Source organism: Hydrotalea flava, from assembly GCF_001623405.1.
GTDB lineage: Bacteria > Bacteroidota > Bacteroidia > Chitinophagales > Chitinophagaceae > Hydrotalea > Hydrotalea flava.
Genome location: NZ_LUHG01000012.1, coordinates 1 through 22432 on the forward strand (window position 1 = coordinate 1; position 22432 = coordinate 22432).

Annotated in this window: 22 protein-coding genes and 1 pseudogene; 13 read left to right on the forward strand and 10 right to left on the reverse strand. The window is 37.4% G+C overall.

The window, feature by feature from the left end; translation table 11 throughout:
- Positions 1 to 338: pseudogene (locus A0F92_RS00170) on the reverse strand (sugar phosphate isomerase/epimerase); the annotation flags it as partial.
- 91 nt (positions 339 to 429) lie between these two features.
- Positions 430 to 1596, reverse strand: a complete 1167-nt coding sequence (locus A0F92_RS00175) for a Gfo/Idh/MocA family protein (RefSeq protein WP_068240402.1) — start codon at positions 1594 to 1596, stop codon at positions 430 to 432.
- A gap of 303 nt (positions 1597 to 1899) precedes the next feature.
- Here A0F92_RS00175 and A0F92_RS00180 point away from each other — a divergent pair, with 303 nt between their 5' ends.
- The 7 genes from A0F92_RS00180 (at position 1900) to A0F92_RS00210 (ending at position 11108) form a co-directional block, all read left to right on the forward strand.
- Positions 1900 to 3192 (forward strand): MFS transporter, encoded by a 1293-nt coding sequence (locus tag A0F92_RS00180; protein ID WP_068240404.1) that lies wholly within the window; start codon positions 1900 to 1902, stop codon positions 3190 to 3192.
- Between the two features lie 41 nt (positions 3193 to 3233).
- A complete protein-coding gene (locus tag A0F92_RS00185) occupies positions 3234 to 4118 on the forward strand; it encodes a hydroxypyruvate isomerase family protein (protein WP_068240407.1) in 885 nt (294 codons plus the stop codon).
- 126 nt (positions 4119 to 4244) lie between these two features.
- Positions 4245 to 5924 carry a GMC oxidoreductase gene (locus tag A0F92_RS00190; RefSeq protein ID WP_068240409.1) on the forward strand — a complete coding sequence of 560 codons (1680 nt, stop codon included), beginning with the start codon at positions 4245 to 4247 and terminating at the stop codon, positions 5922 to 5924.
- 45 nt (positions 5925 to 5969) lie between these two features.
- On the forward strand, positions 5970 to 7688 hold the full coding sequence (locus A0F92_RS00195; protein ID WP_068240411.1) for a GMC oxidoreductase: 1719 nt from the start codon (positions 5970 to 5972) through the stop codon (positions 7686 to 7688).
- Positions 7689 to 7791: 103 nt separating this feature from the next.
- A complete protein-coding gene (locus A0F92_RS00200; protein ID WP_068240413.1) occupies positions 7792 to 9513 on the forward strand; it encodes a GMC oxidoreductase in 1722 nt (573 codons plus the stop codon).
- 22 nt (positions 9514 to 9535) lie between these two features.
- Positions 9536 to 10153: a gluconate 2-dehydrogenase subunit 3 family protein gene (locus tag A0F92_RS00205; protein ID WP_068240415.1), complete on the forward strand. Its 618-nt coding sequence runs from the start codon at positions 9536 to 9538 to the stop codon at positions 10151 to 10153.
- 70 nt (positions 10154 to 10223) lie between these two features.
- Positions 10224 to 11108, forward strand: coding sequence for a sugar phosphate isomerase/epimerase family protein (locus tag A0F92_RS00210; protein ID WP_068240417.1), 885 nt, complete (start codon positions 10224 to 10226; stop codon positions 11106 to 11108).
- A 119-nt stretch (positions 11109 to 11227) separates the two neighbouring features.
- On the opposite strand, the gene A0F92_RS00215 is transcribed toward A0F92_RS00210, so the two are convergent.
- Complete coding sequence (locus A0F92_RS00215; RefSeq protein ID WP_068240419.1) at positions 11228 to 11815, reverse strand: exosortase/archaeosortase family protein; 588 nt, start codon at positions 11813 to 11815, stop codon at positions 11228 to 11230.
- Positions 11816 to 12040: 225 nt separating this feature from the next.
- Here A0F92_RS00215 and A0F92_RS00220 point away from each other — a divergent pair, with 225 nt between their 5' ends.
- Positions 12041 to 12346, forward strand: coding sequence for a YtxH domain-containing protein (locus tag A0F92_RS00220; RefSeq protein ID WP_068240421.1), 306 nt, complete (start codon positions 12041 to 12043; stop codon positions 12344 to 12346).
- Between the two features lie 96 nt (positions 12347 to 12442).
- On the opposite strand, the gene A0F92_RS00225 is transcribed toward A0F92_RS00220, so the two are convergent.
- The 4 genes from A0F92_RS00225 to A0F92_RS00240 are packed head-to-tail and all read right to left on the reverse strand — an operon-like array spanning position 12443 to position 15477.
- A complete protein-coding gene (locus A0F92_RS00225) occupies positions 12443 to 13432 on the reverse strand; it encodes a potassium channel beta subunit family protein (RefSeq protein WP_068240423.1) in 990 nt (329 codons plus the stop codon).
- A 32-nt stretch (positions 13433 to 13464) separates the two neighbouring features.
- Positions 13465 to 14043 carry an LPS export ABC transporter periplasmic protein LptC gene (lptC, locus tag A0F92_RS00230; RefSeq protein WP_068240425.1) on the reverse strand — a complete coding sequence of 193 codons (579 nt, stop codon included), beginning with the start codon at positions 14041 to 14043 and terminating at the stop codon, positions 13465 to 13467.
- A gap of 51 nt (positions 14044 to 14094) precedes the next feature.
- Positions 14095 to 14823, reverse strand: coding sequence for a type III pantothenate kinase (locus A0F92_RS00235; RefSeq protein ID WP_068240427.1), 729 nt, complete (start codon positions 14821 to 14823; stop codon positions 14095 to 14097).
- Between the two features lie 18 nt (positions 14824 to 14841).
- Positions 14842 to 15477 (reverse strand): LON peptidase substrate-binding domain-containing protein, encoded by a 636-nt coding sequence (locus tag A0F92_RS00240; RefSeq protein ID WP_068240429.1) that lies wholly within the window; start codon positions 15475 to 15477, stop codon positions 14842 to 14844.
- Between the two features lie 166 nt (positions 15478 to 15643).
- Between A0F92_RS00240 and A0F92_RS00245 the strand changes: the two genes are divergently transcribed.
- A complete protein-coding gene (locus A0F92_RS00245; RefSeq protein ID WP_068240432.1) occupies positions 15644 to 16516 on the forward strand; it encodes a glycosyltransferase family protein in 873 nt (290 codons plus the stop codon).
- Here A0F92_RS00245 and A0F92_RS00250 read toward each other — a convergent pair.
- The gene (locus tag A0F92_RS00250) at positions 16498 to 17706 is read right to left on the reverse strand and encodes an O-antigen ligase family protein (protein WP_167516649.1); all 1209 of its coding nucleotides are present in this window, start codon (positions 17704 to 17706) and stop codon (positions 16498 to 16500) included. The genes A0F92_RS00245 and A0F92_RS00250 overlap by 19 nt on opposite strands.
- 45 nt (positions 17707 to 17751) lie before the next feature.
- On the opposite strand from A0F92_RS00250, the gene meaB reads away from it, so the two are divergent.
- Together meaB and A0F92_RS00260 are read left to right on the forward strand one after the other, a co-directional pair.
- A complete protein-coding gene (gene meaB, locus A0F92_RS00255) occupies positions 17752 to 18654 on the forward strand; it encodes a methylmalonyl Co-A mutase-associated GTPase MeaB (RefSeq protein ID WP_068240436.1) in 903 nt (300 codons plus the stop codon).
- Between the two features lie 25 nt (positions 18655 to 18679).
- Positions 18680 to 19687, forward strand: a complete 1008-nt coding sequence (locus A0F92_RS00260; protein WP_253809976.1) for a glycosyltransferase family 9 protein — start codon at positions 18680 to 18682, stop codon at positions 19685 to 19687.
- A gap of 6 nt (positions 19688 to 19693) precedes the next feature.
- Here the strand turns inward: A0F92_RS00260 and A0F92_RS00265 are convergent, their stop codons facing one another.
- Positions 19694 to 20719, reverse strand: a complete 1026-nt coding sequence (locus tag A0F92_RS00265) for an FkbM family methyltransferase (RefSeq protein WP_167516650.1) — start codon at positions 20717 to 20719, stop codon at positions 19694 to 19696.
- A gap of 1 nt (position 20720) precedes the next feature.
- Between A0F92_RS00265 and A0F92_RS00270 the strand changes: the two genes are divergently transcribed.
- Both A0F92_RS00270 and A0F92_RS00275 read left to right on the forward strand, forming a co-directional pair.
- Positions 20721 to 21668, forward strand: a complete 948-nt coding sequence (locus A0F92_RS00270) for a hypothetical protein (RefSeq protein ID WP_167516651.1) — start codon at positions 20721 to 20723, stop codon at positions 21666 to 21668.
- Between the two features lie 89 nt (positions 21669 to 21757).
- The gene (locus A0F92_RS00275; RefSeq protein WP_068240447.1) at positions 21758 to 22012 is read left to right on the forward strand and encodes a CDGSH iron-sulfur domain-containing protein; all 255 of its coding nucleotides are present in this window, start codon (positions 21758 to 21760) and stop codon (positions 22010 to 22012) included.
- A gap of 2 nt (positions 22013 to 22014) precedes the next feature.
- Here A0F92_RS00275 and A0F92_RS00280 read toward each other — a convergent pair whose 3' ends face one another.
- Entirely contained in the window at positions 22015 to 22275 is a 261-nt protein-coding gene (locus A0F92_RS00280) for a hypothetical protein (protein WP_253809978.1), read from the reverse strand.
- Between the last annotated feature and the right edge of the window lie 157 nt (positions 22276 to 22432).

Consider the following 22432-nt stretch of genomic DNA (forward strand, 5'->3'; position numbering starts at 1 on the left):
GTACGTGCCTTGCTGTTGCCATGCACTTCGGCAGGCGCAAAGCTATCAAACAAAGCATCATAAGCAGGATGCACGGCCATTAGCTGCCCTTGTAAATGGGTAGACAGTTCGGTAATTGCCAGGCCATAACTATTTACCAATCCCTTCAATTCATCGGCATAGGTTTTACTTTCGGCGGCTAATTGTAAATTAAAACAACGGGTATCCCAGGTAGGTATTTGAATGCCTTTGTAGCCCAAACCCGCGGCCCACTCGCAAATAGCAGGCAGGCTGTTAAAGGGGGCATTGTTACCCATAAACTGTGCTAAAAAAATACCTGGACCTTTTATTGTTTGCATAGTCAATTATTTTTTGTTATCAGCAATAGCACAAGCATTTGGCTGTTGTTGCGTCGCACACTTGTACGTTCGGTAATGCTATTCGTCAATGCTACTCCGTAAATAGCGTCCATTTTTCTGATGAATGTGCAGAGGCTATCACACTGTCAATAAATGCCATACCACGTACGCCTTCCGCTACCGAAGGAAAGTCAAGCATTTCGGCAGTAGGTTTTTCGCCCTGTTGTTCAGCTAAAAGGGTAAGGGCAAAGTTTCGGTAAATATTACCAAATGCTTCTAAATAACCTTCCGGATGACCGCCCGGCGTGCGGCAATTGTGTGTGGCAAAAGTAGAGAGGCGGTCGGCATAATTACTGCCTGCTCTCAGTATTTGTGTAGGCGCATCTAACCATTTTACCCATAAAGTATTGGGCTCTTGTTGCGCCCATTCAATGCCACCTTTTTCGCCGTAAACCCTTATTTTCAGTGCATTTTCTTCGCCGGCAGCTACTTGCGATGCCATTAAAACACCTGCAGCACCGTTGTTAAATTTCAACAATACATTGCCATCATCATCCAATGCCCTGCCTTCCACCATTACATTCAAATCGGCACACAAATGCGTAATTTTTAAACCGGTAATATATTCGGCTAAGTGAGCTGCATGGGTTCCAATATCGCCCATGGCACCACTTTTACCACTTTTTTTAGGATCAGTACGCCAAGCCGCCTGCGCATTGCCTTCGCGTTCAGATAATTTGCTGAGCCATCCCTGCGGATACTCTACCCAAACTTTTCTGATTTTACCTAAAGTATTTGCCTGAATCATAGCTTTTGCCTGCTTTACCATGGGGTAGCCGGAATATGTATGTGTTAAACACAAATGTAGTCCCGTTGCTTCCAGTGTTCTTTTCAATTGTTTGGCTTCCTCCAATGAAAAAGTAATGGGTTTTTCAATTACTACATGAAAGCCCAAATCCAATGCCATCATGGCCGGGGCAAAATGAGCAAAGTTGGGTGTAACAATGGTAACAAAATCTATTCGTTTATCGGCAGGCATTTTACTTTCAGCTTGCAACATTTCATCGTAGGTTAAATAGGTTCTTTCTTTGGGTAAAAAAAGCATTTCACCTGATTGAATGGCTGTTTCAGGATGAATGCTCAATGCACCGCAACTCAATTCAATCAGGCCATCCATATTGGCTGCAATACGATGAATGGCGCCAATAAAGGCATCTTTGCCGCCGCCAATCATTCCCATACGTAATTTTCTTTTCATGGTTCTAACAGTTTTGGAATAATAAAAAAAGAGCCGTTATTAGCTAAGCAATCGTGTATCATTTTTAATAAAACAGATAACTGATAACTGTAGGCAATGCAATAAGGCTGATTAGTTGAAAGGCTTTGTTAAAGCTTACATTCATTTCAACACCATCAAATGTAAGCTTTGTGTATTATAAATAAACAGATTTGCAAAGCGTTAAAAAAGAATTGATTTTTATCAAAATCTCCTGCAAATGCTGCTGGTTAAAAAATTACTTTTACATTTAACCTTCAAACGATTTATCCCTAACGATTGATTATGCAAGCCAACATTCAAAAAAACAAGTTATTTGTTGCCAGTTGTTTAGCCTTATTGGTAACCTCGCTTTCCTTCGGTATCAGGGCAGGAATATTAGACACCTTGGGTACACAGTTTCAATTGAATAAAGCAGAGTTGGGTGCTATTGCAGCTACTGCTTTTTGGGGATTTCCGCTGGCCATTATTTTTGGCGGTATCGTGGTAGATATCATTGGTATGAAGCGGTTATTGATTCTAGCATTTGTATTTCATTTAGCAGGTATTATTTTAACCATTTATGCCGGAAAATTTGGTAGCCCCTATGCTGCTTTATTTATTTCTACTTTATTAATTGGGCTGGCTAATGGCACGGTTGAGGCTGCTTGTAATCCCTTAATTACATCTTTGTATCCGGATAATAAAACCACCAAATTAAACCACTTTCATTTGTGGTTTCCGGGTGGTATTGTAATTGGTACACTATTGGTGTTTTTATTAGATAAAATAGGAATTGGCTGGCAAATTCAAGTAGGATTAATGATTATACCTACTTTAATATATGGGTATCTGTTCAGTAAATTACAATTTCCTGTAACAGAAAGGGTTGCAAAAGGTGTAAGTACTGCAAAAATGTACCGCTCTTTATTGAACCCCTTATTCATTATCATGATTATTTTAATGTTTGGCACAGCCATTACTGAGTTGTTTACAGGACAATGGATTGATGTTTTGTTAAAAAATGTAAGCGATAATGCCATTCTGTTATTAACCATTGAAACCGGTGTAATGGTGGTGGGCCGTGGTTTTGCAGGACCGGTGGTACATCGTTTATCACCTGCAGGTGTGCTATTATTCTCGGCCATATTTTCAGCCTTGGGTTTGTATATACTAGGACATACAACCGGTAATTTATTGTTTTTGGGTGCATTGGTATTTGGTTTAGGCGTTTGTTATTTCTGGCCTACCATGTTGGGTTTTGTTTCTGAAAATTTACCCGAAACCGGCGCTGTAGGGCTTAATTTAATGGGCGGTGCAGGTATGTTTGCAGTTTCGGTATACACCATTTTTATGGGTAGCCATTACGACAATTTACTGGCTGCGCAATTACCGGTAAATGCCGATATTAAAGCGTTTATGGAAGCGCCTCCCGGTTCAGATATGGCCAATCAGTTAATTGAAGCCAAAAAAGCAGCCGGCCCGGCTATTATTAATACCACTTTTGTAATTCCTATTATTTTAATTGTGGCATTTACCGCATTGTTTTTCTATAAAAAAAAATCAAAAAATAAAACAATGGTCGTTGCACAATCATAGCAGCACTTCTCAATTTTTCCTTATCCTTTTAAAATAGCAGCATGTATAACAGGCGCAAAGCAATTCAAACATTATTTACCGGAACAGCAACGGCTGCCGCTGCTCCCTTTTTATTGAAAATGAAGCAATCTGGTGTGGCGTTTGAGCCCGAAACTTCAGCTTTAAAAGGCAATATCAATCATGCAGTATGCAGGTGGATGTATCAATATTTACCTTTAGAAAGCTTGTGTTCCACCGCAAAACAAATTGGCATAAAAGGCATTGATTTGGTGGGACCTTCTGATTGGCCGGTTTTAAAAAAATATGGCCTTAATTCTTCTATGTGCAATGGCGCCGAATTAAACCTTACCGATGGTTGGGCTGATACCAAATTTCATGCAGCATTAATCCCACGTTATAAAGAACACATTGCATTAGTTGGACAAGCAGGTTACAAAAATTTGATTTGTTTTAGCGGTAGTAGAAGAGGTATGGATGATGAAACAGGCTGGAACAATTGTGTACAGGGATTGAAACAAATTATGGGCGATGCAGAGAAAAATAATGTGACCATTGTAATGGAATTGCTCAATAGTAAAATAGACCATAAAGATTATATGTGCGACCACACCAAATGGGGAGTAGAACTGTGTAAACGTATTGGGTCTCCTAATTTTAAATTGTTGTACGATATCTATCACATGCAGATAGATGAAGGCGATGTGATAAGAACCATTCAGGAGTATCACCCTTACATTGCACACTACCATACCGGTGGCGTTCCCGGCAGACACGAAATTAATGACACACAGGAATTGTATTACCCCGCAATAATGAAAGCCATTGTAGCAACAGGGTTTAACGATTTTGTAGCACAGGAGTTTATACCAACAGGCAATGATAAAATTGAATCATTGAAAAAAGCCATTGCTATTTGCGATGTGTAAGCTTTTGTATAAAGTATTGATAAAAATGAACAACGGTTGATGCAAAGTATAAAAAAGAAATAGCTTTAATAGTGCTTGTTTTTGAAATTAAAATAATTTTTCACATTATAATTTATACATTTTTTTATGGCAGATAACTATTTTGATGCAATTGTAATTGGTTCGGGTATTAGTGGCGGATGGGCTGCTAAAGAATTAACCGAGAAGGGTTTAAAAGTGTTGATGTTAGAACGTGGTCAAAACATTGAGCACATTAAAGATTATGTAAACGCAAATAAAGATCCTTGGGAGTTTCCACACCGGGGAAGACCCACACAGCAAATGATTAAAGACCATCCCGTTTTAAAACGCGATTATGTATTGAATGAATTTAATGTAGACTGGTGGGTAAATGAACAGGAATCTCCTTATACTGAAGTAAAACGTTTTGATTGGTTTAGAGGTTATCATGTAGGTGGCCGTTCTTTATTATGGGGCCGACAAAGCTATCGCTGGAGCGATTTTGATTATGAAGCTAATGCTAAAGATGGTATTGCCATTGATTGGCCGGTACGTTACAAAGAAATTGCTCCCTGGTACGATTATGTTGAAAAATTTGCCGGTATTAGTGGTAATAGGGATGGATTGGCACAACTACCCGATGGGCAGTTTATGCCGCCTATGGAAATGACTTGTGTGGAAAAAGATGTAGCAGCCCGCTTAAAAGACCATTATAAAGGCGCCCGTAGTATGATTATTGGCCGAACCGCCAATATTACCGTGCCACATGAAGGCCGAACCAATTGCCAATACAGAAATAAATGTTGGCTAGGATGCCCATTTGGTGCTTATTTTAGTACACAGTCGGCTACCTTGCCTGCCGCACAAAAAACCGGTAACCTAACGTTAAGGCCTTGGAGTATTGTTACCAAAATATTGTATGATAAAGACACCAAAAAAGCTACCGGTGTTGAAGTGTTAGATGCGCAGAATAATCAAACCTATGAGTATAAATCTAAAATTGTGTTTCTCAATGCTTCTACGCTAAACAGCGCTTGGGTGCTCATGAATTCAGCAACCGATATATGGCCCGATGGTTTGGGTAGCAGTAGCGGTGAACTGGGTCATAATTTAATGGATCATCATTTGGGAGTAGGTGCTTCCGGAATTGTAGAAGGCTATGAAGATAAATACATTTATGGCAGAAGAGCTAATGGCATTTATATACCCCGTTACAGAAATTTATTTGGTGATAAACGCGATTATTTAAGAGGTTTTGGTTACCAAGGAGGCGGAAGCCGGGAAGGCTGGAGCCGCAATATTCCTGAATTAAGTATTGGTGCTGCATTTAAAGAAGCATTAACCGAGCCTGGTACTTGGACCATGGGCATGGGTGGCTTTGGCGAAATTTTACCTTACCATGAAAACAAAGTAACCCTCGATAAAAACAAGAAAGATAAATGGGGTTTGCCTGTTTTAGCTATTGACTGCGAATTGAAAGAAAATGAATTGAAAATGCGGAAAGATATGCTGAATGATGCAGTGGAAATGTTAGAAGCAGCCGGTGTTAAAAATGTACAAGGATGGGATGGTGATGGTACACCGGGAAGAGGCATCCATGAAATGGGTACTGCCAGAATGGGTAACGATCCTAAAACTTCTGTGTTGAACAAATACAATCAGGTTTGGGATGCGAAAAATGTATTTGTTACCGATGGTTCTTTTATGGTATCTGCAGCTTGCGTAAATCCTTCTTTGTCGTACATGGCATTTACAGCACGTGCTGCCAATTATGCAGTAGAAGAATTGAAAAAAGGAAATATTTAATAATCTGTTGAAGTTATATTTTTCAACTTTTTAAACAGTCATCACATGCCGGGCAATCAACCCAATATCGCAACAAAAGCAACAGAGGCCAATACATATGATGCCATTGTAATTGGCTCAGGTATTAGTGGTGGATGGGCAGCTAAAGAGTTAACTGAAAAAGGATTGAAAACCATTATGCTGGAACGTGGCCGCAATTTTGAGCATATTAAAGATTATAAAACTGCGCAATGGGATCCCTGGGATTTTCCGCATCGCGGAAGGACCACCGAAGCACAACGTAAGGCCTACCCCGTTATACATCGCGGATGGGCAGCTAATGAAGCAGTGATGGATTATTGGGCCAATGAACAGGATTGCCCCTATACCGAAATAAAACCATTTACCTGGTGGCGTTCTTACCAGTTAGGTGGTCGCTCCATATTGTGGGGCCGCCAAAGCTATCGCTGGAGTGATTTTGATTTTGAAGCCAATGCCAAAGACGGTATTGCAATCGATTGGCCGGTACGTTACAAAGAAATTGCCCCCTGGTACGATTATGTTGAAAAATTTGCCGGCATCAGTGGTTCTTTAGAAGGACTTCCGCAATTACCCGATGGGCAATATTTACCTCCTATACCGCTAAACTGTGTAGAAAAAGAAGTGGCTGCCCGTTTAAAAAAACAATACAACAATCAGCGCCATTTATTTATAGGCAGGGTAGCCAATATTACAAAGCCTATTCAAAGCCGCACCAATTGCCAGTTTAGAAATCGTTGTTGGGAAGGATGCCCTTTTGGCGGATACTTTAGTACACAATCATCTACCCTTCCGGCAGCTATAGCAACCGACAAACTAACGGTACGCCCTTTTAGTATTGTTACCCGGATTATTTACGATAAAAATACCCAAAAAGCCACCGGTGTAGAAGTATTAGATGCCGAAACCAATCAAAGCTATACCTATTATGCAAAAATTGTATTTCTGAATGCCTCTGCCTTAAATTCGGCATGGGTACTCATGAATTCTGCAACCGATATCTGGCCCGATGGACTGGGCAGCAGTAGCGGCGAATTAGGACACAATATCATGGACCATCATTACAACTGTGGTGCATCGGGGATAATGCCGGGATTTGAAGATGTTTATTATGATGGTGGCAGAAGGCCTACCGGTTTCTATATTCCCCGTTTTGCAAATTTGTTTAATGACAAACGAAACTACCTGCGTGGTTTTGGCTACCAGGGTGGTGCCAGCCGCGAAGGCTGGAGCCGGGAAGTGGCTGAATTAAACATCGGTGCCAATTTTAAAGAGGCATTAACACAACCGGGTACCTGGACTATTGGCGCTACTGCTTTTGGTGAAATTTTACCCTATCATGAAAATAAAATAACCTTAGATCCAAACAAAAAAGACAAATGGGGTTTACCTGTTTTAGCAATGGATGCTGAAATTAAAGACAATGAAAAAGCCATGCGAAAAGATATGGTAAACGAAATGGCACAAATGTTAACAGCAGTTGGTGCTACGCAGGTAACTACCTGGGACAATGGCCATGCCATGGGCCACGGTATACATGAAATGGGTACTGCCCGTATGGGTACCGATCCTAAAACTTCGGTATTAAACAAATACAATCAGGTTTGGGATGCCAAAAATGTTTTTGTTACCGATGGTTCATTTATGGTATCTGCTGCTTGCGTGAATCCCTCATTAACTTATATGGCATTTACGGCAAGGGCAGTGAACCATGCAGTAGATGAGTTGAAGAAAAACAATATATAATAATGGGTTAAAATGTTGCCATAGAAAATAATGATCGAATAATTGTTAAGACAGTGAAAATTAGATTTTTTAATTGAATGAAATAATCAAGTAAATTTCAGATATGCCACAGGATACAGCTCATGTCAATATTAATTCAGGAGGTGTTCAAAAAAACACTTATGATGCCATAGTTATTGGGTCTGGCATCAGTGGTGGATGGGCTGCCAAAGAATTAACCGAAAAAGGATTGAAAACGCTTTTATTAGAAAGAGGCAGAGATGTAGTGCATATTAAAGACTATCCAACAGCTACATTAAATCCCTGGGATTTTACGCACCGGGGTCGCATGCCTTTAAAAGTAACCACTGAAAATCCGGTAGTTGCCCGCTGTTATGCATTTGGGGAAGCTTCGCAACATTTTTTTGTAAAAGATACCGAACACCCTTATGTTCAGGAAAAACCATTTGATTGGATTAGAGGGTATCAGGTAGGTGGAAAAAGTTTATTGTGGGCAAGGCAAACCCAACGTTGGAGCCGATTCGATTTTGAAGGTCCGGAGCGGGATGCTTTTGCCGTTCCCTGGCCTTTTACTTATAATGAAATTGCGCCATGGTATTCGCATGTAGAAAAATTTGCCGGTATCAGTGGTAATAAAGATGGACTGGAAACATTGCCGGATGGAGAGTTTTTGCCACCCTGGGATTTGAACTGTGTGGAGAAAACCATTCAACAGCGCATTATGCAGCAATATAAAAATCGCTATGTAGTGCAAGGCAGGTGTGCGCATTTAACCAAACCCAATCCCATTCATGTGGAACAGGGGCGTACGCAATGCCAGGCCCGTAGTTTGTGTGAGCGTGGTTGTCCGTTTGGCGGTTATTTCAGTTCAAATGCTAGTACCATTCCCTGGGCACAAAAAACAGGTAATCTTACATTAGTGCCCGAAAGTGTTGTTCACTCTATTATTTATGATGAAAAACTACAGAAAGCCACCGGCGTTAGAGTAATTAATGCTGTTACAAAAGAAGCAACGGAATATTATGCCAAAATTATTTTTGTAAATGCATCTACCATCAATACCAATTTAATTTTGTTGAATTCTGTTTCCAATCGTTTTCCAAATGGATTGGGTAACGATAGTGGATTACTGGGCAAATTTATTGCCTTTCACAATTACAGAGGGCACGTTACAGCTTCGTTTGATGGACCGCAGGATAAATATTATTATGGGCGCAGGCCAACACAAGCCATGATGCCTAATTTTAGAAATGTATACCATCAGGAAACTGATTTTTTAAGAGGCTATATGGTGCACTACAGTGCAGGCCGGGCAAGGGCTTCAGCCGATGGTATCGGCGCTGCATTCAAAGATGCCATTACCGAAGCCGGCAACTGGTATGTAAGCATGATGATGCAGGGTGAAACCATTCCCAAAGAAACCAATCACGTACGTTTAAGTACTACTGAAAAAGATGAATGGGGCATTCCACAATTAATTACTTCGGTTGCCTATGATGACAATGATGAAAAATTATTGAAAGATTTTCTAACTCAGGGTAGTGAAATGCTGGCAGCTGCCGGTTGTACCAATATACAAACACACGACAGCAAACAGGCACCCGGATTGGATATTCATGAAATGGGTGGCGTAAGAATGGGTAAAGACCCCAAAACTGCTTTGCTAAATGAATGGAACCAAATGCACCATTGCAAAAATGTGTTTGTTACCGATGGAGCCTGTATGGTAAGTACCAGTACACAAAATCCTTCTTTAACTTACATGGCCATTACAGCAAGAGCAGCAAATTATGCAGTTGAACAATTGAAAAAAAACAATATATAATTAAACTTTTAAAATACATGTTATGGATAGAAGAGAACTTTTAAAAATGGTTGCACTGGCTACCGGCGGTGTGATGATAGGCGGCGAGTTTTTACTCAGCGGCTGTAAAAATGAAAAATCGGGTGCAGTTGCCTTTAAGCCCGATGATATTGCTTTTTTGGATGAAGTAGGTGAAACCATTATTCCAACTACTTCTTCTCCCGGAGCAAAAGCAGCCGGAATTGGTAATTTTATGAAAGTGATGGTGACTGACTGCTACACGGAACCCGATCAAAAAGTATTCATGGAAGGCATCAGACAATTAAATGAATTCTGCAAAAAAAAGAACGGTATCGGCTTTATGCAGGCAACACCGCAGCAAAGAACTGCGTTGTTAGAAAAAATTGATGCTGAAGCAAAAGCCTATCAGAAAGAAAAAAATGAAAAAGAAGCGAAATTAAAAGAGGAAGCAGCAAAGGAAAGAAACAAAACCATTGCTTTGTCGCCCAACCATTATTTTACAATGATGAAGCAGCTTACCTTATTCGGGTATTTTACTTCTAAACCCGGTGCTACCCAAGCTTTGCGCTATGTGGCAGTGCCCGGTCATTATGATGGTTGTATGCCTTATAAAAAAGGGGATAAAGCCTGGGCTACTTAGTAGATGGTGCATTTATCCAACATTGTTATAATGAAATATTATATCATCAATTACCTTTAAAAAAAACAACATGTCAACCAATCGTAGAAATTTTTTAAAAATGGGCGGCCTTTCTGCGCTGGCATTAGCAGCCCCTGTAAAAAAAATGGCCACTAATATATTAACCGATGTTGCCAACCATACTGAAGGCGATCTTTCTAAATTCGGTTTGCAATTATGGACAATAAAAGAAGATTTAGCCAAAGATCCTAAACAAACACTCAAAGCTGTGGCATCTTATGGCTATAAGCAATTAGAAAGTTTTGAAGGAAAAATGGGCATGTTTTGGGGAATGACAAATAAAGAATTCAAAAAATATTGCGACAGCGTGGGTACAAAAATTATTTCCTCGCATTGCGATATCAATACCAACTTTGAGCAAAAAGCTGCTGAAGCTGCCGAAATTGGTATGGACTATTTAATTTGCCCTTACAAAGGACCACAAAAAGATATTGACAGCTTTAAAAAAATAGCAGAGCAGTTTAATCAATGCGGTGAAATTTGTAAGAAAAACGGAATTCGATTTGCCTATCATAATCACGATTATTCGTTTAAACCTGTAGATGGACAAGTGCCTCAGGTTGTTATGATGAATGAAACAGATCCACACTTGGTAGATTTTGAAATGGATATTTACTGGGTAGTAGCTGCCGGTGAAAATCCGCAGGAGTGGCTTAAAAAATACAATCATCGATTCCGTTTATGCCATGTAAAAGATTTGGCAAAAACTGCCAATGGTGGCCATGAATCCTGCATTTTAGGAAAGGGTACCATTGATTATCCAGCTATTTTAAAAACAGCCAAAGAAAATGGCATGAAATATTATATTGTTGAACAGGAAGCCTTTACCGGTACCACGCCTTTATTGAGTGCTAAAGCAGATGCTGCTTATATGAAAGCATTTAAATTTGCATAAAAACAGTTGTTATACTTTAGTAAAAAAGCGGTAAATGAATTTAAAACTTTATCGCTTTATTTTTTCATTTTTAGATGTATTATTGGTATTAATCACAATTTCTTTTCGGCAACTGATTGTTATTGAATTCTTTTTTTAGTAACAAAATAATTGTAAAAAAATGCAAGCACTATAATAGCAGCATAGGTTATTATATTATACCAAGTATGGTGATCCAATCTAAATGGCAATGACCAATGTTCCAAACCCGATAATAAAACCAAACAAACTCGTGCAATATTGCAGACAATGATGATAGCCAAACCAATTATAGCCCAAATTATTTTAAACCACCAACTGCCATGATGCGTAATAACAAATGCCATCCAAAAGCTGATGATTGCAAAACCAAGACAGGAATAATTTAAAATAATGCCATACTCACCGCTAATGGTTAACACATCCGGTTGCGGACTAAACATATAATATCCCGAAGCTTCTAAAATTTTTCTGCTGCTTTCTAATACAATAACTCTATTGAGCATAATGTAATTAAAGTAATGATTTAACCAGGGTATGTAGTAGTGATGGGGAGTTGTTAGTCCCCAAATAATTTCAGTTCCCCAATAAAATAAAATAAACCAACCCAAAAATTGGAGCACATACTTCCAAACAACAGGGGAAGTAATAACTGTTTGTTCCTTGTTTTCTTTGGTGATTGTTTGCATATATTCAAAAATAAGCGCAATTCAGAACTATTCTATAAAATATTCGGTAAACTTTTTGTGTGTAGTAATTATCCGCTCATTATTTGGTGGTATGGAATGTTAAAATTTAAAAGCATGTAGTGTTAAAATATATTAATTATTTGTTGTTTAACTTTCTTTTTAGGCCATCTGTTGGTAACTTGTATAGCTACTAAAAATGATTTCTTCACAATAAAAATATAGTTTATGAGTGCACAAAAACTTTTAATTGGCGTTTTATCCGGGTTAGTGGCTGGTGTTGCCATTGGGTTATTAACTGCTCCCGCCAAGGGCAGTGATACCCGTAAAAAAATTGCAGATACTGCAGATGATATAAAACAAAAACTTCGGCATTTACGCGGACAGGCGAATAATGAATTGGATGAATTAAAAGCCGTACTTGAAAATGAAACCAGCGGTTTGCGTGATGATGTAAGGGAAAGAATTTTAAAATTAGTGGAAGCCAGTAAAAATTCGTATCACAGAATGGCAGAAGATGCTAAAATGAGTTAAACATTCAGTGCTGGGTGGTTGCTCTATTGCAATCCCTTTCATGAAAAGAGGCTGCTTCTTTATTGAAGCAGCCTCTGTCTATTTTAAACGTATTGGTTAAAATTCAGGGAGAACAGGTTTGGTTTGCATAATGCCATCAATTTTTGCCATTACCTCAGTGGTTAATAGAGGCAACACATCCAATGCTTTTAAATTACTGGTTAATTGTTCGGTTTTGGTGGCACCTAAAATAGCCGTAGTTACATGCGGGTTTTTTATGGTCCATGCTATACTTAGTGCAGCTACAGAAACGCCCAATTCTCCTGCAAATGCGGTGAGTTGCTTTACTCTTTCTATTTTTTCAGTAACCATTAATCGGTCTTTTAACCATTCAAAACCTTCAATGCTTAAGCGGCTGCCTTCGGGTATGCCATTGTTGTATTTACCGGTTAATAAGCCTGCAGCCAATGGGCTCCAGATAGTAGTACCCAAACCTACATTTTTAAAGATTTCAAGATATTCGTTTTCTAATTTATTTCTTTCAAATAAATTATACTGAGGTTGCTCCATGGAAGGGCCAATGAGGCGATAATCACGTGCTATTCGATGGGATTCCATAATTTCAACCCCACTCCATTCACTGGTACCCCAGTATAAAATTTTGCCCTGGTTAATGAGTGTATTCATGGTTAATACTACCTCTTCAATAGGAGTAGTTTTATCGGGGCGGTGACAGAAATATAAATCGAGATAATCTGTTTGCAGGCGGTGTAATGCTTCATGGCAGGCTTCGGTTAAATGTTTTCTGCTTAAACCGGTTTGGTTGGGTTTGTTGTTTTTACCACGCCATCCAAAAAATGCTTTGGATGATAGGATGTAAGATGTTCTGTCCCATCCTTTATTTTTTAATACCCTACCCATCATTTTTTCACTTTCGCCCAATGCATAGGCTTCTGCATTGTCAAAGAAATTAATACCATTGTCGTAAGCAACACCCATTAGCTCATCGGCAATACCATCATTAATTTGTTTGTGAAAAGTAACCCAACTGCCAAAGCTTAAAACACTTAATTGTAAGCCGGTGCGGCCCATTTTTCTGTATTCCATATATTACGTTTTTATGGTGATTGAATCTTTAATTATAAAGAACTATCCGGTACATTTAAAAAACTGCTTTGCCCGGCATTGCCATAACCTACTTTGTACACTTTTATATTGGTAAGATCCTGATTGGAAGAAAAACCTGTACCGTATAATTTTTGACGAATGGGGTTGGTTTGACTGATAATTACCGGTTTATCAGTATAATAGGTTCCTTTTAACTGATCCCAAAACAATTCATTGGTAAACAAGGTATCGCCTTTAATGTTAAAAACAATTACACTATCACGCAACAACACTTTGTTTTCATTTTCCAGATAAGAACCAAATCGGGCAAATAAACGACTGTCAATTTTTGCGGTGCTATCATAAAAATCTACATGTAGTGTTCGGGGAAATTCAATTTTTACAGTATCATATTGATAGCGCAACATGTAGGGGGCTTTTAAAACAGCTTTAATGCGGCCTGCCTGGCTAAACTGGCTTACAATACCCGTACCTTCTTCAACCCCTAACTTTTTTTTTCCTAAATTTTCTACTTCATGAATATCATTTTCGCAGGAAATGGCCAATGAGCTAATGAATAAAATAGTAAACCATTTTTTGATGTAAAACATAGTGCGCCTCCTGCATAAATGAATGGCAAAATTACAATTTGATGCCCATATCTAAGGATTATTTAAACGATTGATGTATAATAAACCTTTAAATAACAAATCTTCATCGGTATACACCGGATTTTTTAAATAGCTTTTAAAAAAATTCATATCTCCACCGGTCATGCTCACTTTTAAATTAGAAAATTTTTCGCTGTAAGCATCAATCATACCATCAATTTCTTTTGCCAAACCCATCAGTACGCCACTTAATAAATTGGTTCTGGTATCATACCCAATCAACGGGAAATTGCTGTCGGCTTGTACTAACGGTAATTTGGCTGTTTGTTCATGCATGGCTTTAAAGCGCATGTGCATACCAGGTGAAATGGCGCCACCTAAAAACGCATTGAACGGGTTAATATAATTATAAGTAACACAGGTACCCAAGCCTATTGCTAAATTGTGTTGTTGTGGAAATAAATGAACGGCTGCACTGCAAATAGCCAGCCTATCGGAACCAATGGTAGCAGGTTTGCCTATAGGGGTGGTAATGGGTAATTTACTTTGATGATTTAATAAATGAAAGCTTGTTTTTTTTGTTAGTAAATCAATTATTGCTTCATCGTGTTGAATAACTGAGGATAAAATGCTATGTGAAGGCTGATAAGTATCCAGTAAATGCAGTATCGTTGGTACACTGTCATCGGCTAATGGAACAACAGTTGTTAAAGTATCATTTATAAAAATAGCGCCTTTTAAACGGGTATTGCCAAAATCTAAGCACAGTGTAACCGACATATGTAATGGGTTTAGTGGTTAAAAATTAAATCCTTTCAGTTCTTTAAAATGACCGTTTAATTTTATTTTTTCTTTTAATAATTCCATGCCCTGTACCAAAGGTAAAATTTGCAATAAATGCCTGCGTAAAAATTCAATACGTTCCAATTCTTTAAACAGGCAGAGTAAAGTTATTTCCTGCTCCTGTGTAAGCCCAACATGATGGGCAACATCATAACTCAGTAGTTCTTCTTCTTTCTTTTTAAAATCTTTGGTTACCTGTAATTGTTTAAATAGTTCACGAATATTGCTGAGTACGGGTTTTAAATAGGTGTACATTGGCCTAATTTGGTTGGTTGGATAAGTAACTATGGCGCCACTATACAATTTGTCGGGTATTTGTTGTATGATTTCTAAAATTTTAAATACTGCAATCCCTTTTGTTACAATATCCATTTTGCCATCCGCATGTATGGTAACTATTTCTTTTATTTCAACCAAGGTACCAAAGTCGGTAATTTTGTTATTAGCTACAACGGGTATACCAAATGGTTTATTGTCTGCATAACATTCTGTTATCAGTTGTTTGTAACGCGGTTCAAAAATTTTTAAATGCAGTATTTCATCCGGATAAACAACTATGTTTAAAGGGAAAATGGGAATAAAATTGGTCATTTTGTAAAATTGAGAAAATAATTGATAGACACACTCATTTGTCAAAGTAATGATTAATGATTTTTTTCGGTTCTTTGTAACCAATTCTGAATCTGTCATCACCGGTATCAATTGAAAAGCCGTTGTGTTATGGTATCATTTTATTCATTTCAATTTGCATGTATTTATGAAAATATCCGGGTTTACCATCATTAAAAATGCTATTATCAATGATTATCCTATTGTTGAGGCCATTACTTCCATTTTATCGGTGGTAGATGAAATGGTTGTTTTAGTGGGCGATTGTGAAGATGATACTTTAAGCTTGATTGAATCTATCCGGGATCCTAAAATCAAAATTCATCATTCTGTTTGGGATAAAACGCTACGTGCCGGCGGAACTGTGTTGGCAGTTGAAACCAATAAAGCATTTCAACTAATTGATCCGGAAAGCACCTGGGCATTTTATATTCAGGCCGATGAATGTGTGCACGAAAAATACCATGCAGCTATTTTGGCAGCCTGCAAAGAACATCAATACAATATTAAAGTAGAAGGTTTATTGTTTCAATATCTGCATTTTTATGGAACTTATGATTATGTGGGTGATAGCCGCACCTGGTACGATCATGAAGTACGCATTATACGCAACGATAAAAGAATTACTGCCTACAAAGATGCGCAGGGTTTTAGAATTGGTACCGAGAAATTATGGGTAAAGCCTGCCAATGCTTATGTATATCATTATGGTTGGGTAAAAAGCCCCGAACAAATGATGCGTAAAAATAAAAATATGGCTGCATATTGGAATCATGCCTCTATTCAGGCCATTGCCAACTCACCACAACAGGTGTATAATTTTGAGGAGTATGATTCGATTGAAAAATTTACCGGCACACATCCGGCTGTAATGCAACAACGTATTGCAGCTAAAAACTGGCAAATCAATTTAGATATTACTAAAAAACGGTTTTCTTTAAAAGATAAATTACTGTATCATTTTGAAAAATTAACCGGTATTCGCCCCTTTGATTTTAGGAATTACCGTTTGTTATCCTGAGCAGGGTACAAGGCCATCATAGCCAAAGGCCATGCATGTAAAAAAACACCGAATTGAAAATTTAAGTTGCTTTCTACCAAACAGGATGCAGATATGGCTATAGTCCATGCCGTTATGCCGAATTGCTGCTGTTGTATGCCCCATAGTATTGGGTATAAAAGCCAAGTACTCCACAGCAACATTCCAATCCAGCCGCTGCCCAATAACCAGAATAGCCATTGGTTAAAAGGCCATCCAAACTGCATGGGTTGTTGCGGAAAATATTTTTTTCCATATTGCTGCATGGTTGGTGCAACACCTGCCCATCCAACGTTATAGGATTTATGTTGTATGGCCTCAACAGCTATATCATTTAAATTACGCCGGGCACCATCAGAATAGTTGCTGTTAAAAACAGCAGGCTTAAATTGTTGCCAGTCGTATAGGGTATAAGCTATTTTTTTTTGTACTGTAGGAAAAATAAAATAACTGCAACAGGCTATTGCTATGATACCAATGGTTAACCATTTACGGTAAGGTATTGTTTTTAAAAATGGAATAAACAGTAGCATAATGGCCAGTATTACCCAGGCGGTTCTTACCGATAAAAAAACAATCAATAAAAATGTAGCCACTACAACAGGTAAGCGGAATTTATTTGAAAAAGGATAATGAAATAAAAGCAAAGCAAAAGCACTGCATAAAAAAATACTGTAACGAATATGATCATGATCCATCCAAACCGGCATGGATTGTCCGCTGCCGTATTTGATAACTGCCTCCTGAAAATGTGTGACATACCAACTCAATGGGTAAATACTACTCAAAAATGCAACAACAATCCAAATACGAATTATTTTATTGCCATCAATAGAAGCATATAACAAGCGTACAGCAAAAAAAGCAATGGGATAGGTACATAAGTTTAACAAAAAATCATAAGTATCTTTTTGAAAAGGAAGTTGCCAGGCTCCTACTACAAACAAGCCCAATGGCATTATCGACCAATACAATAATGGATGTTTTTCTTTGGGAAATGGATGTTGTAATTGAAAAGCTATGATAGTAATGAACCACACTGCCATGCTTATAGAGAGCAATGCCCTGCTGAATAACAAGCCCAATAGCATGAGTACAAATAACCCTGTAAGCAGCCAATGTATGGTGGGCTGTTGCCATAAAAAATTGCGATTTGTTGTTTTTTTAAACATATCAATACAGGTATACAGTAATTTTACGCACATCAACAGGGTTCTATGTGGGAAAATTTACGGAAAGATATTCAAAGCGGTGATATAAAAGCACTGGCACGGGCATTAAGTTTGATTGAAAATGAAACACCCGGCTATTTAAGTTTTATGCAATCGCTGCAATTGCAGCACAATGCCAGAGTAATTGGTATTACAGGGCCACCCGGTGCCGGTAAAAGTACATTAACGGATGCGTTAATTGGGGCATTGCTTGAATTGGAAAGAAAAGTGGCTGTATTGTGTGTTGATCCATCTTCCCCCTTTCATTTGGGGGCATTACTGGGCGATAGAATACGCATGAACCAATGGTATGCACATCCACAGGTGTATATTCGTTCATTGGCCAGCCGTGGTAATTTAGGCGGGTTACATCCTAAAATATTAGAAATGACCGATGTTTTAAAAGAAGCGGGTTTTGATGATGTTATCATTGAAACAGTAGGTGTAGGCCAAAGTGAAATTGAAATTGCCGGTTTGGCTAATACAACGGTGGTGGTATTGGTACCCGAGGCCGGTGATGAAATACAAACCATGAAGGCGGGACTGATGGAGATTGCCGATATTTTTGTGGTGAATAAAGCCGACAGGCCCGGAGCAGCTTTGTTTGTAAAAAATTTACAACACATGTTAACTCCTGTACAAACCGATAGTAGTTGGAAAACACCTGTTATCAGTACCATTGCAACCAACGGTACAGGCATTGCTGAATTGATTACATCTATTAACGCACATAGTTCTATATTACAAACACCGGAAAGAAAATTGTGGCTAATGGCCGATAAAGCCTACCGCTTGTTGCAGCAAAAATGTATGAAAGGCATACGGCGCAGCCAATTGAAGGAGCAATTAACCAAAAGCATACAACACCCCGGATTTAATTTGTATCAGTGGGTAGAGGAGATTTTATAAACAACTTAAATTAAATATTTTGAAAATGCCTAAGACTATTTTGATAAGTAGAACGGATAATATTGGAGACGTAGTTTTGACCTTACCAATGGCAGGTATTATAAAAAAATATTTTCCTGATATACTTATTGGGTTTTTAGGAAGAGCCTATACTAAAGATATTATTGAAAATTGCGTATATGTGGATGAGTTTATAGATGTAAATGATTTTTTAAATCAAAGTGTGAGTATTTGCGGAAAACGAATTGAAGCAATCATTCATGTGTTACCCAGTCCTATTTTAGCGAAACGAGCATACTTTTTGGCAATTCCTCAGAGAATAGGAACTACAAATAGATTTTATCATTGGCTATTTTGTAATAAGTTAATTCGATTAAGCAGAAAAAAATCTGATTTACATGAAGCGCAATTGAATTTAAAACTTTTAAGTTTTTTATCCATTCATCAACAATTTTCATTCCCGGAAATATATTCCTCCTATGGATTTGGTGCTTCACAAGCTTTACCTGAAAATATACTTAAAAAAATTAATAAAAATAAGTTCAATGTGATTTTTCATCCAAAATCACAGGGAAACGGAAAAGAATGGCCTTTAGAGCATTATATAGAATTAGCTAAATTATTGGATAAAAACAAGTTTAAAGTTTTTATTACAGGAACCAAACAGGAGGAACGAAAGCTTGAAATATTATTTAACGAAATTGATGATTTGGTCATCAATATGTGTGGCAAATTAAGTTTGAATGAGTTTGTATCTTTTATTTCTATCTGTGATGGATTAGTTGCAAGCGGAACTGGTCCAATCCATTTAGCTGCTGCTTTAGGAATAAATGCTTTAGGAATTTTTCCTTCTATCAGACCCATACATCCTGGCAGATGGCAGCCTATTGGCCAACATGCTTATACTTTTTATAGTGAAACTGAATGTAATTTATGTAAAGGACAAATTTTCTGCGCATGCATGAAAAACATTGAACCTAATGTTATTACAAAAAAATTGGAAGAATTGTACTTGCTAAAATTTCCAGCTTAATAATATTTATTTCATTATGGCCAATAAATTTTCTGAAATTCCCTTTTGTGGCATTTCTTTTTCAGATTGAATAGGTATTGGTTGTACTTTAAAATCATTTTCGAAGCTTTTGATATTGTAAAGTGAGTAATTAAATTGCTTTAAAAATTGAAATATGTTATTTCTTACTTCTGTTTCCAAATCATAAAAAACCTCCATTATTATAGTTGGTCGATATTTTCCTATCAACTCAGAAATAGTTTGCAATACATAAAAGTCAAATCCTTCAATATCAATTTTTATGAATTTTAATTTCAAAATTTCCTGTGCATAGTTCTCTTCCAAAAATTGTGTCAGTTGAACCCCTTGAATTGGATGATTTAATTTGAATTTGCCATGATGATTGTCTGATAATTCTTTAATGAGTCCCCCATTGCTCATGGACGCTTCCGACGAAGCATAATAAAAAAGCTCTTCTTTTTCAGTGATGGCCAGATTATAGGGTATAATATTTGATTTCTCTAAATTAATGGAGCTGTTTTCCTTTAAAATTCTAAAAACAATTGGATTAGCCTCAAAGGCTAAAACTTTCCCTGATTTACCTGCCGCTATACCCATCGCAACAGTTAAATCTCCAATATTTGCACCAATATCTATTGCCAAACAGCCTTCTGGTATGTAGTGTTTAAAAAAATGGATTTCTTCATTTGTAACCACCTTTTTTCGCATTAATGGGTTTAGCCAATTTGCAAAAGCAATATCACCAAAATCTTTGGTTTCAAAATGGTCTATTTTCGTACCATATTCCTGAAATACCCTTCTGGCTTTTTTTCTGGCAAACGACTGTTTAAGATATTTAAACATTTTTTTGATTTTTAAATACAATTTTTTAGTTTTAATGAAACAAATCCAAAATACTATGAAAAATTTATTTATTTTTCCATTTTTTGCAATTCTCTTTTTTTTAGGAAGCTGCAATAAAGATATGGGATTAAAACAAGTTGCTAACAACTCTTCTATTAAAGATTCAATTCCTGCAATAAAATTAGGCACAATGTCACATCTGCCTTATTCACCCACAAGGGTTCTTATTAGTTCAAATACAGTTAATTCTTCATCAGGTATTACCGATAATGGAGGAGTATTTTATCCTTCTGTTAAAATGGTGGTAAATATTTGGGGTGATTATGTTGATGGGCATATCAATAGTGCTACTACATATGTAGATTCAGATTACATTTTAATTGGTGGTGGTGCCAGAGTTTCGGATTTGAGTAATAATAGTTCAAATGTTAATGCATTATTGACAGCTGCTTATCCGGTTAATGATAATTCATTTTATTTTTATAATGCAGCATCAAAAGATCACATTCAATTTTATAATCATCGTTTGTGGGTGTATGCTATTGGTGTTAAATTTTATCTTTATAGTTTGAAATCTCGTGCATATTATCCTTTAGATAGAAATGTATTGTTACCCTATTTTTCAATTAATACTACATCAACTGCAGTAGCACAACATCCTCATGGTATAAGTTATGCTCCATCAGGTTATACAGTTTTATCTGGTGGGGCATTATTAACCTGGCAAAATCCTTCTGGAGGTAATATGTTAGTCGAAAACGGTATTTCTGATGGTGGGGCACCCATTCATTTTACAGAGTCTACTGGGAAAGATCATATCACAGCTACTCCTGCCGTTTTACAAACTTTTACTTTATCAATTAATAATAATTTAATATATGTTGGCCCATTAGATATTCAACAAAAAATAACTTCGACATTTAATGTACAACATTTGCAAACCTTAACTCAAACTACTGATCCAGGTTACTTATTAGCAGGAATTGGTGCTAATACTTCCTACAGTGGTTCAGGTAGAATGCTTTATGCCATGTATCCATTGGATGGGCAGACCAATTTTATTGGAGGAAAGGATCATGTATGGTCAGATATTTCAGGTGTTCTGCAATCTGAGATATACGAAATTAAATTGCCTTAAAGACAAAATTATCAGTTCAATGAGATATCAAACTCAGCATTGGGGGATATATCTTTGCATATGAATGTATTTTAAATTAAATTATTTCCATGCACGAACCAAATGTTTTTAAAGCAGAACCAACTGCCATAACTGTTGAGAAAGGTAAAACCTATGCCTGGTGTACCTGCGGCCTAAGTCAAAAAAATCCTTTTTGCGATGGGCATCACAAAACCATTGAAGGAATGCCCTTTAAATCGTTAAAATTTATCGCTGAGGAAGATGGTGAAGTATGGCTGTGTAATTGTAAGCATACTAAAAATCCGCCTTTTTGCGATGGAACGCACCGGCAATTTAAAAAGTAATACTATAGTTGGCTCTGCTCCCTATTTTGAGCATCCAACTTTTCTTTTTCTTTCTCAGATTGAAACCAACGGTAACCTATATAACCAATAATTAAAAAAGGCGTTGCTGCTAAATATAAAATGCCCGCATTTAAACCTTTTGCCGGCCCTTCTCCTAATTGCTCGGCGGTTTTGGTACAAATAGAGCACTGGGCTACAGCAGTTGCAGTGTTGGCTAGTATGAAAAAAAGTCCTAAAAATATTTTACGCCGCCACATTTTCATATTCATGCATTTAAGTGGCAAAGATATACCAAATCAATGCTTTACTTCATTTTGTAGCAACAAAAACGGCGTTAAAAAGCAAATCTTCCAACATCAAAAAAAGCGGGTTAAGTAACCTTAAATTAAATTAAAGTAACAATAAATTCATATTCTATTC

Coding starts and splice junctions, on each gene's coding strand:
- A0F92_RS00260 (WP_253809976.1), top strand. CDS start 18,680: ATGCCTAAGACTATTTTGATAAGTAGAACGGATAATATTGGAGACGTA.
- A0F92_RS00225 (WP_068240423.1), bottom strand. CDS start 13,432: ATGGAATACAGAAAAATGGGCCGCACCGGCTTACAATTAAGTGTTTTA.
- A0F92_RS00195 (WP_068240411.1), top strand. CDS start 5,970: ATGCCGGGCAATCAACCCAATATCGCAACAAAAGCAACAGAGGCCAAT.
- A0F92_RS00210 (WP_068240417.1), top strand. CDS start 10,224: ATGTCAACCAATCGTAGAAATTTTTTAAAAATGGGCGGCCTTTCTGCG.
- A0F92_RS00235 (WP_068240427.1), bottom strand. CDS start 14,823: ATGTCGGTTACACTGTGCTTAGATTTTGGCAATACCCGTTTAAAAGGC.
- A0F92_RS00240 (WP_068240429.1), bottom strand. CDS start 15,477: ATGACCAATTTTATTCCCATTTTCCCTTTAAACATAGTTGTTTATCCG.
- A0F92_RS00270 (WP_167516651.1), top strand. CDS start 20,721: ATGTCACATCTGCCTTATTCACCCACAAGGGTTCTTATTAGTTCAAAT.
- A0F92_RS00215 (WP_068240419.1), bottom strand. CDS start 11,815: ATGCAAACAATCACCAAAGAAAACAAGGAACAAACAGTTATTACTTCC.
- A0F92_RS00205 (WP_068240415.1), top strand. CDS start 9,536: ATGGATAGAAGAGAACTTTTAAAAATGGTTGCACTGGCTACCGGCGGT.
- A0F92_RS00175 (WP_068240402.1), bottom strand. CDS start 1,596: ATGAAAAGAAAATTACGTATGGGAATGATTGGCGGCGGCAAAGATGCC.
- A0F92_RS00250 (WP_167516649.1), bottom strand. CDS start 17,706: ATGTTTAAAAAAACAACAAATCGCAATTTTTTATGGCAACAGCCCACC.
- A0F92_RS00190 (WP_068240409.1), top strand. CDS start 4,245: ATGGCAGATAACTATTTTGATGCAATTGTAATTGGTTCGGGTATTAGT.
- A0F92_RS00220 (WP_068240421.1), top strand. CDS start 12,041: ATGAGTGCACAAAAACTTTTAATTGGCGTTTTATCCGGGTTAGTGGCT.
- A0F92_RS00185 (WP_068240407.1), top strand. CDS start 3,234: ATGTATAACAGGCGCAAAGCAATTCAAACATTATTTACCGGAACAGCA.
- A0F92_RS00245 (WP_068240432.1), top strand. CDS start 15,644: ATGAAAATATCCGGGTTTACCATCATTAAAAATGCTATTATCAATGAT.
- meaB (WP_068240436.1), top strand. CDS start 17,752: ATGTGGGAAAATTTACGGAAAGATATTCAAAGCGGTGATATAAAAGCA.
- A0F92_RS00180 (WP_068240404.1), top strand. CDS start 1,900: ATGCAAGCCAACATTCAAAAAAACAAGTTATTTGTTGCCAGTTGTTTA.
- lptC (WP_068240425.1), bottom strand. CDS start 14,043: ATGTTTTACATCAAAAAATGGTTTACTATTTTATTCATTAGCTCATTG.
- A0F92_RS00280 (WP_253809978.1), bottom strand. CDS start 22,275: ATGAAAATGTGGCGGCGTAAAATATTTTTAGGACTTTTTTTCATACTA.
- A0F92_RS00275 (WP_068240447.1), top strand. CDS start 21,758: ATGCACGAACCAAATGTTTTTAAAGCAGAACCAACTGCCATAACTGTT.
- A0F92_RS00200 (WP_068240413.1), top strand. CDS start 7,792: ATGCCACAGGATACAGCTCATGTCAATATTAATTCAGGAGGTGTTCAA.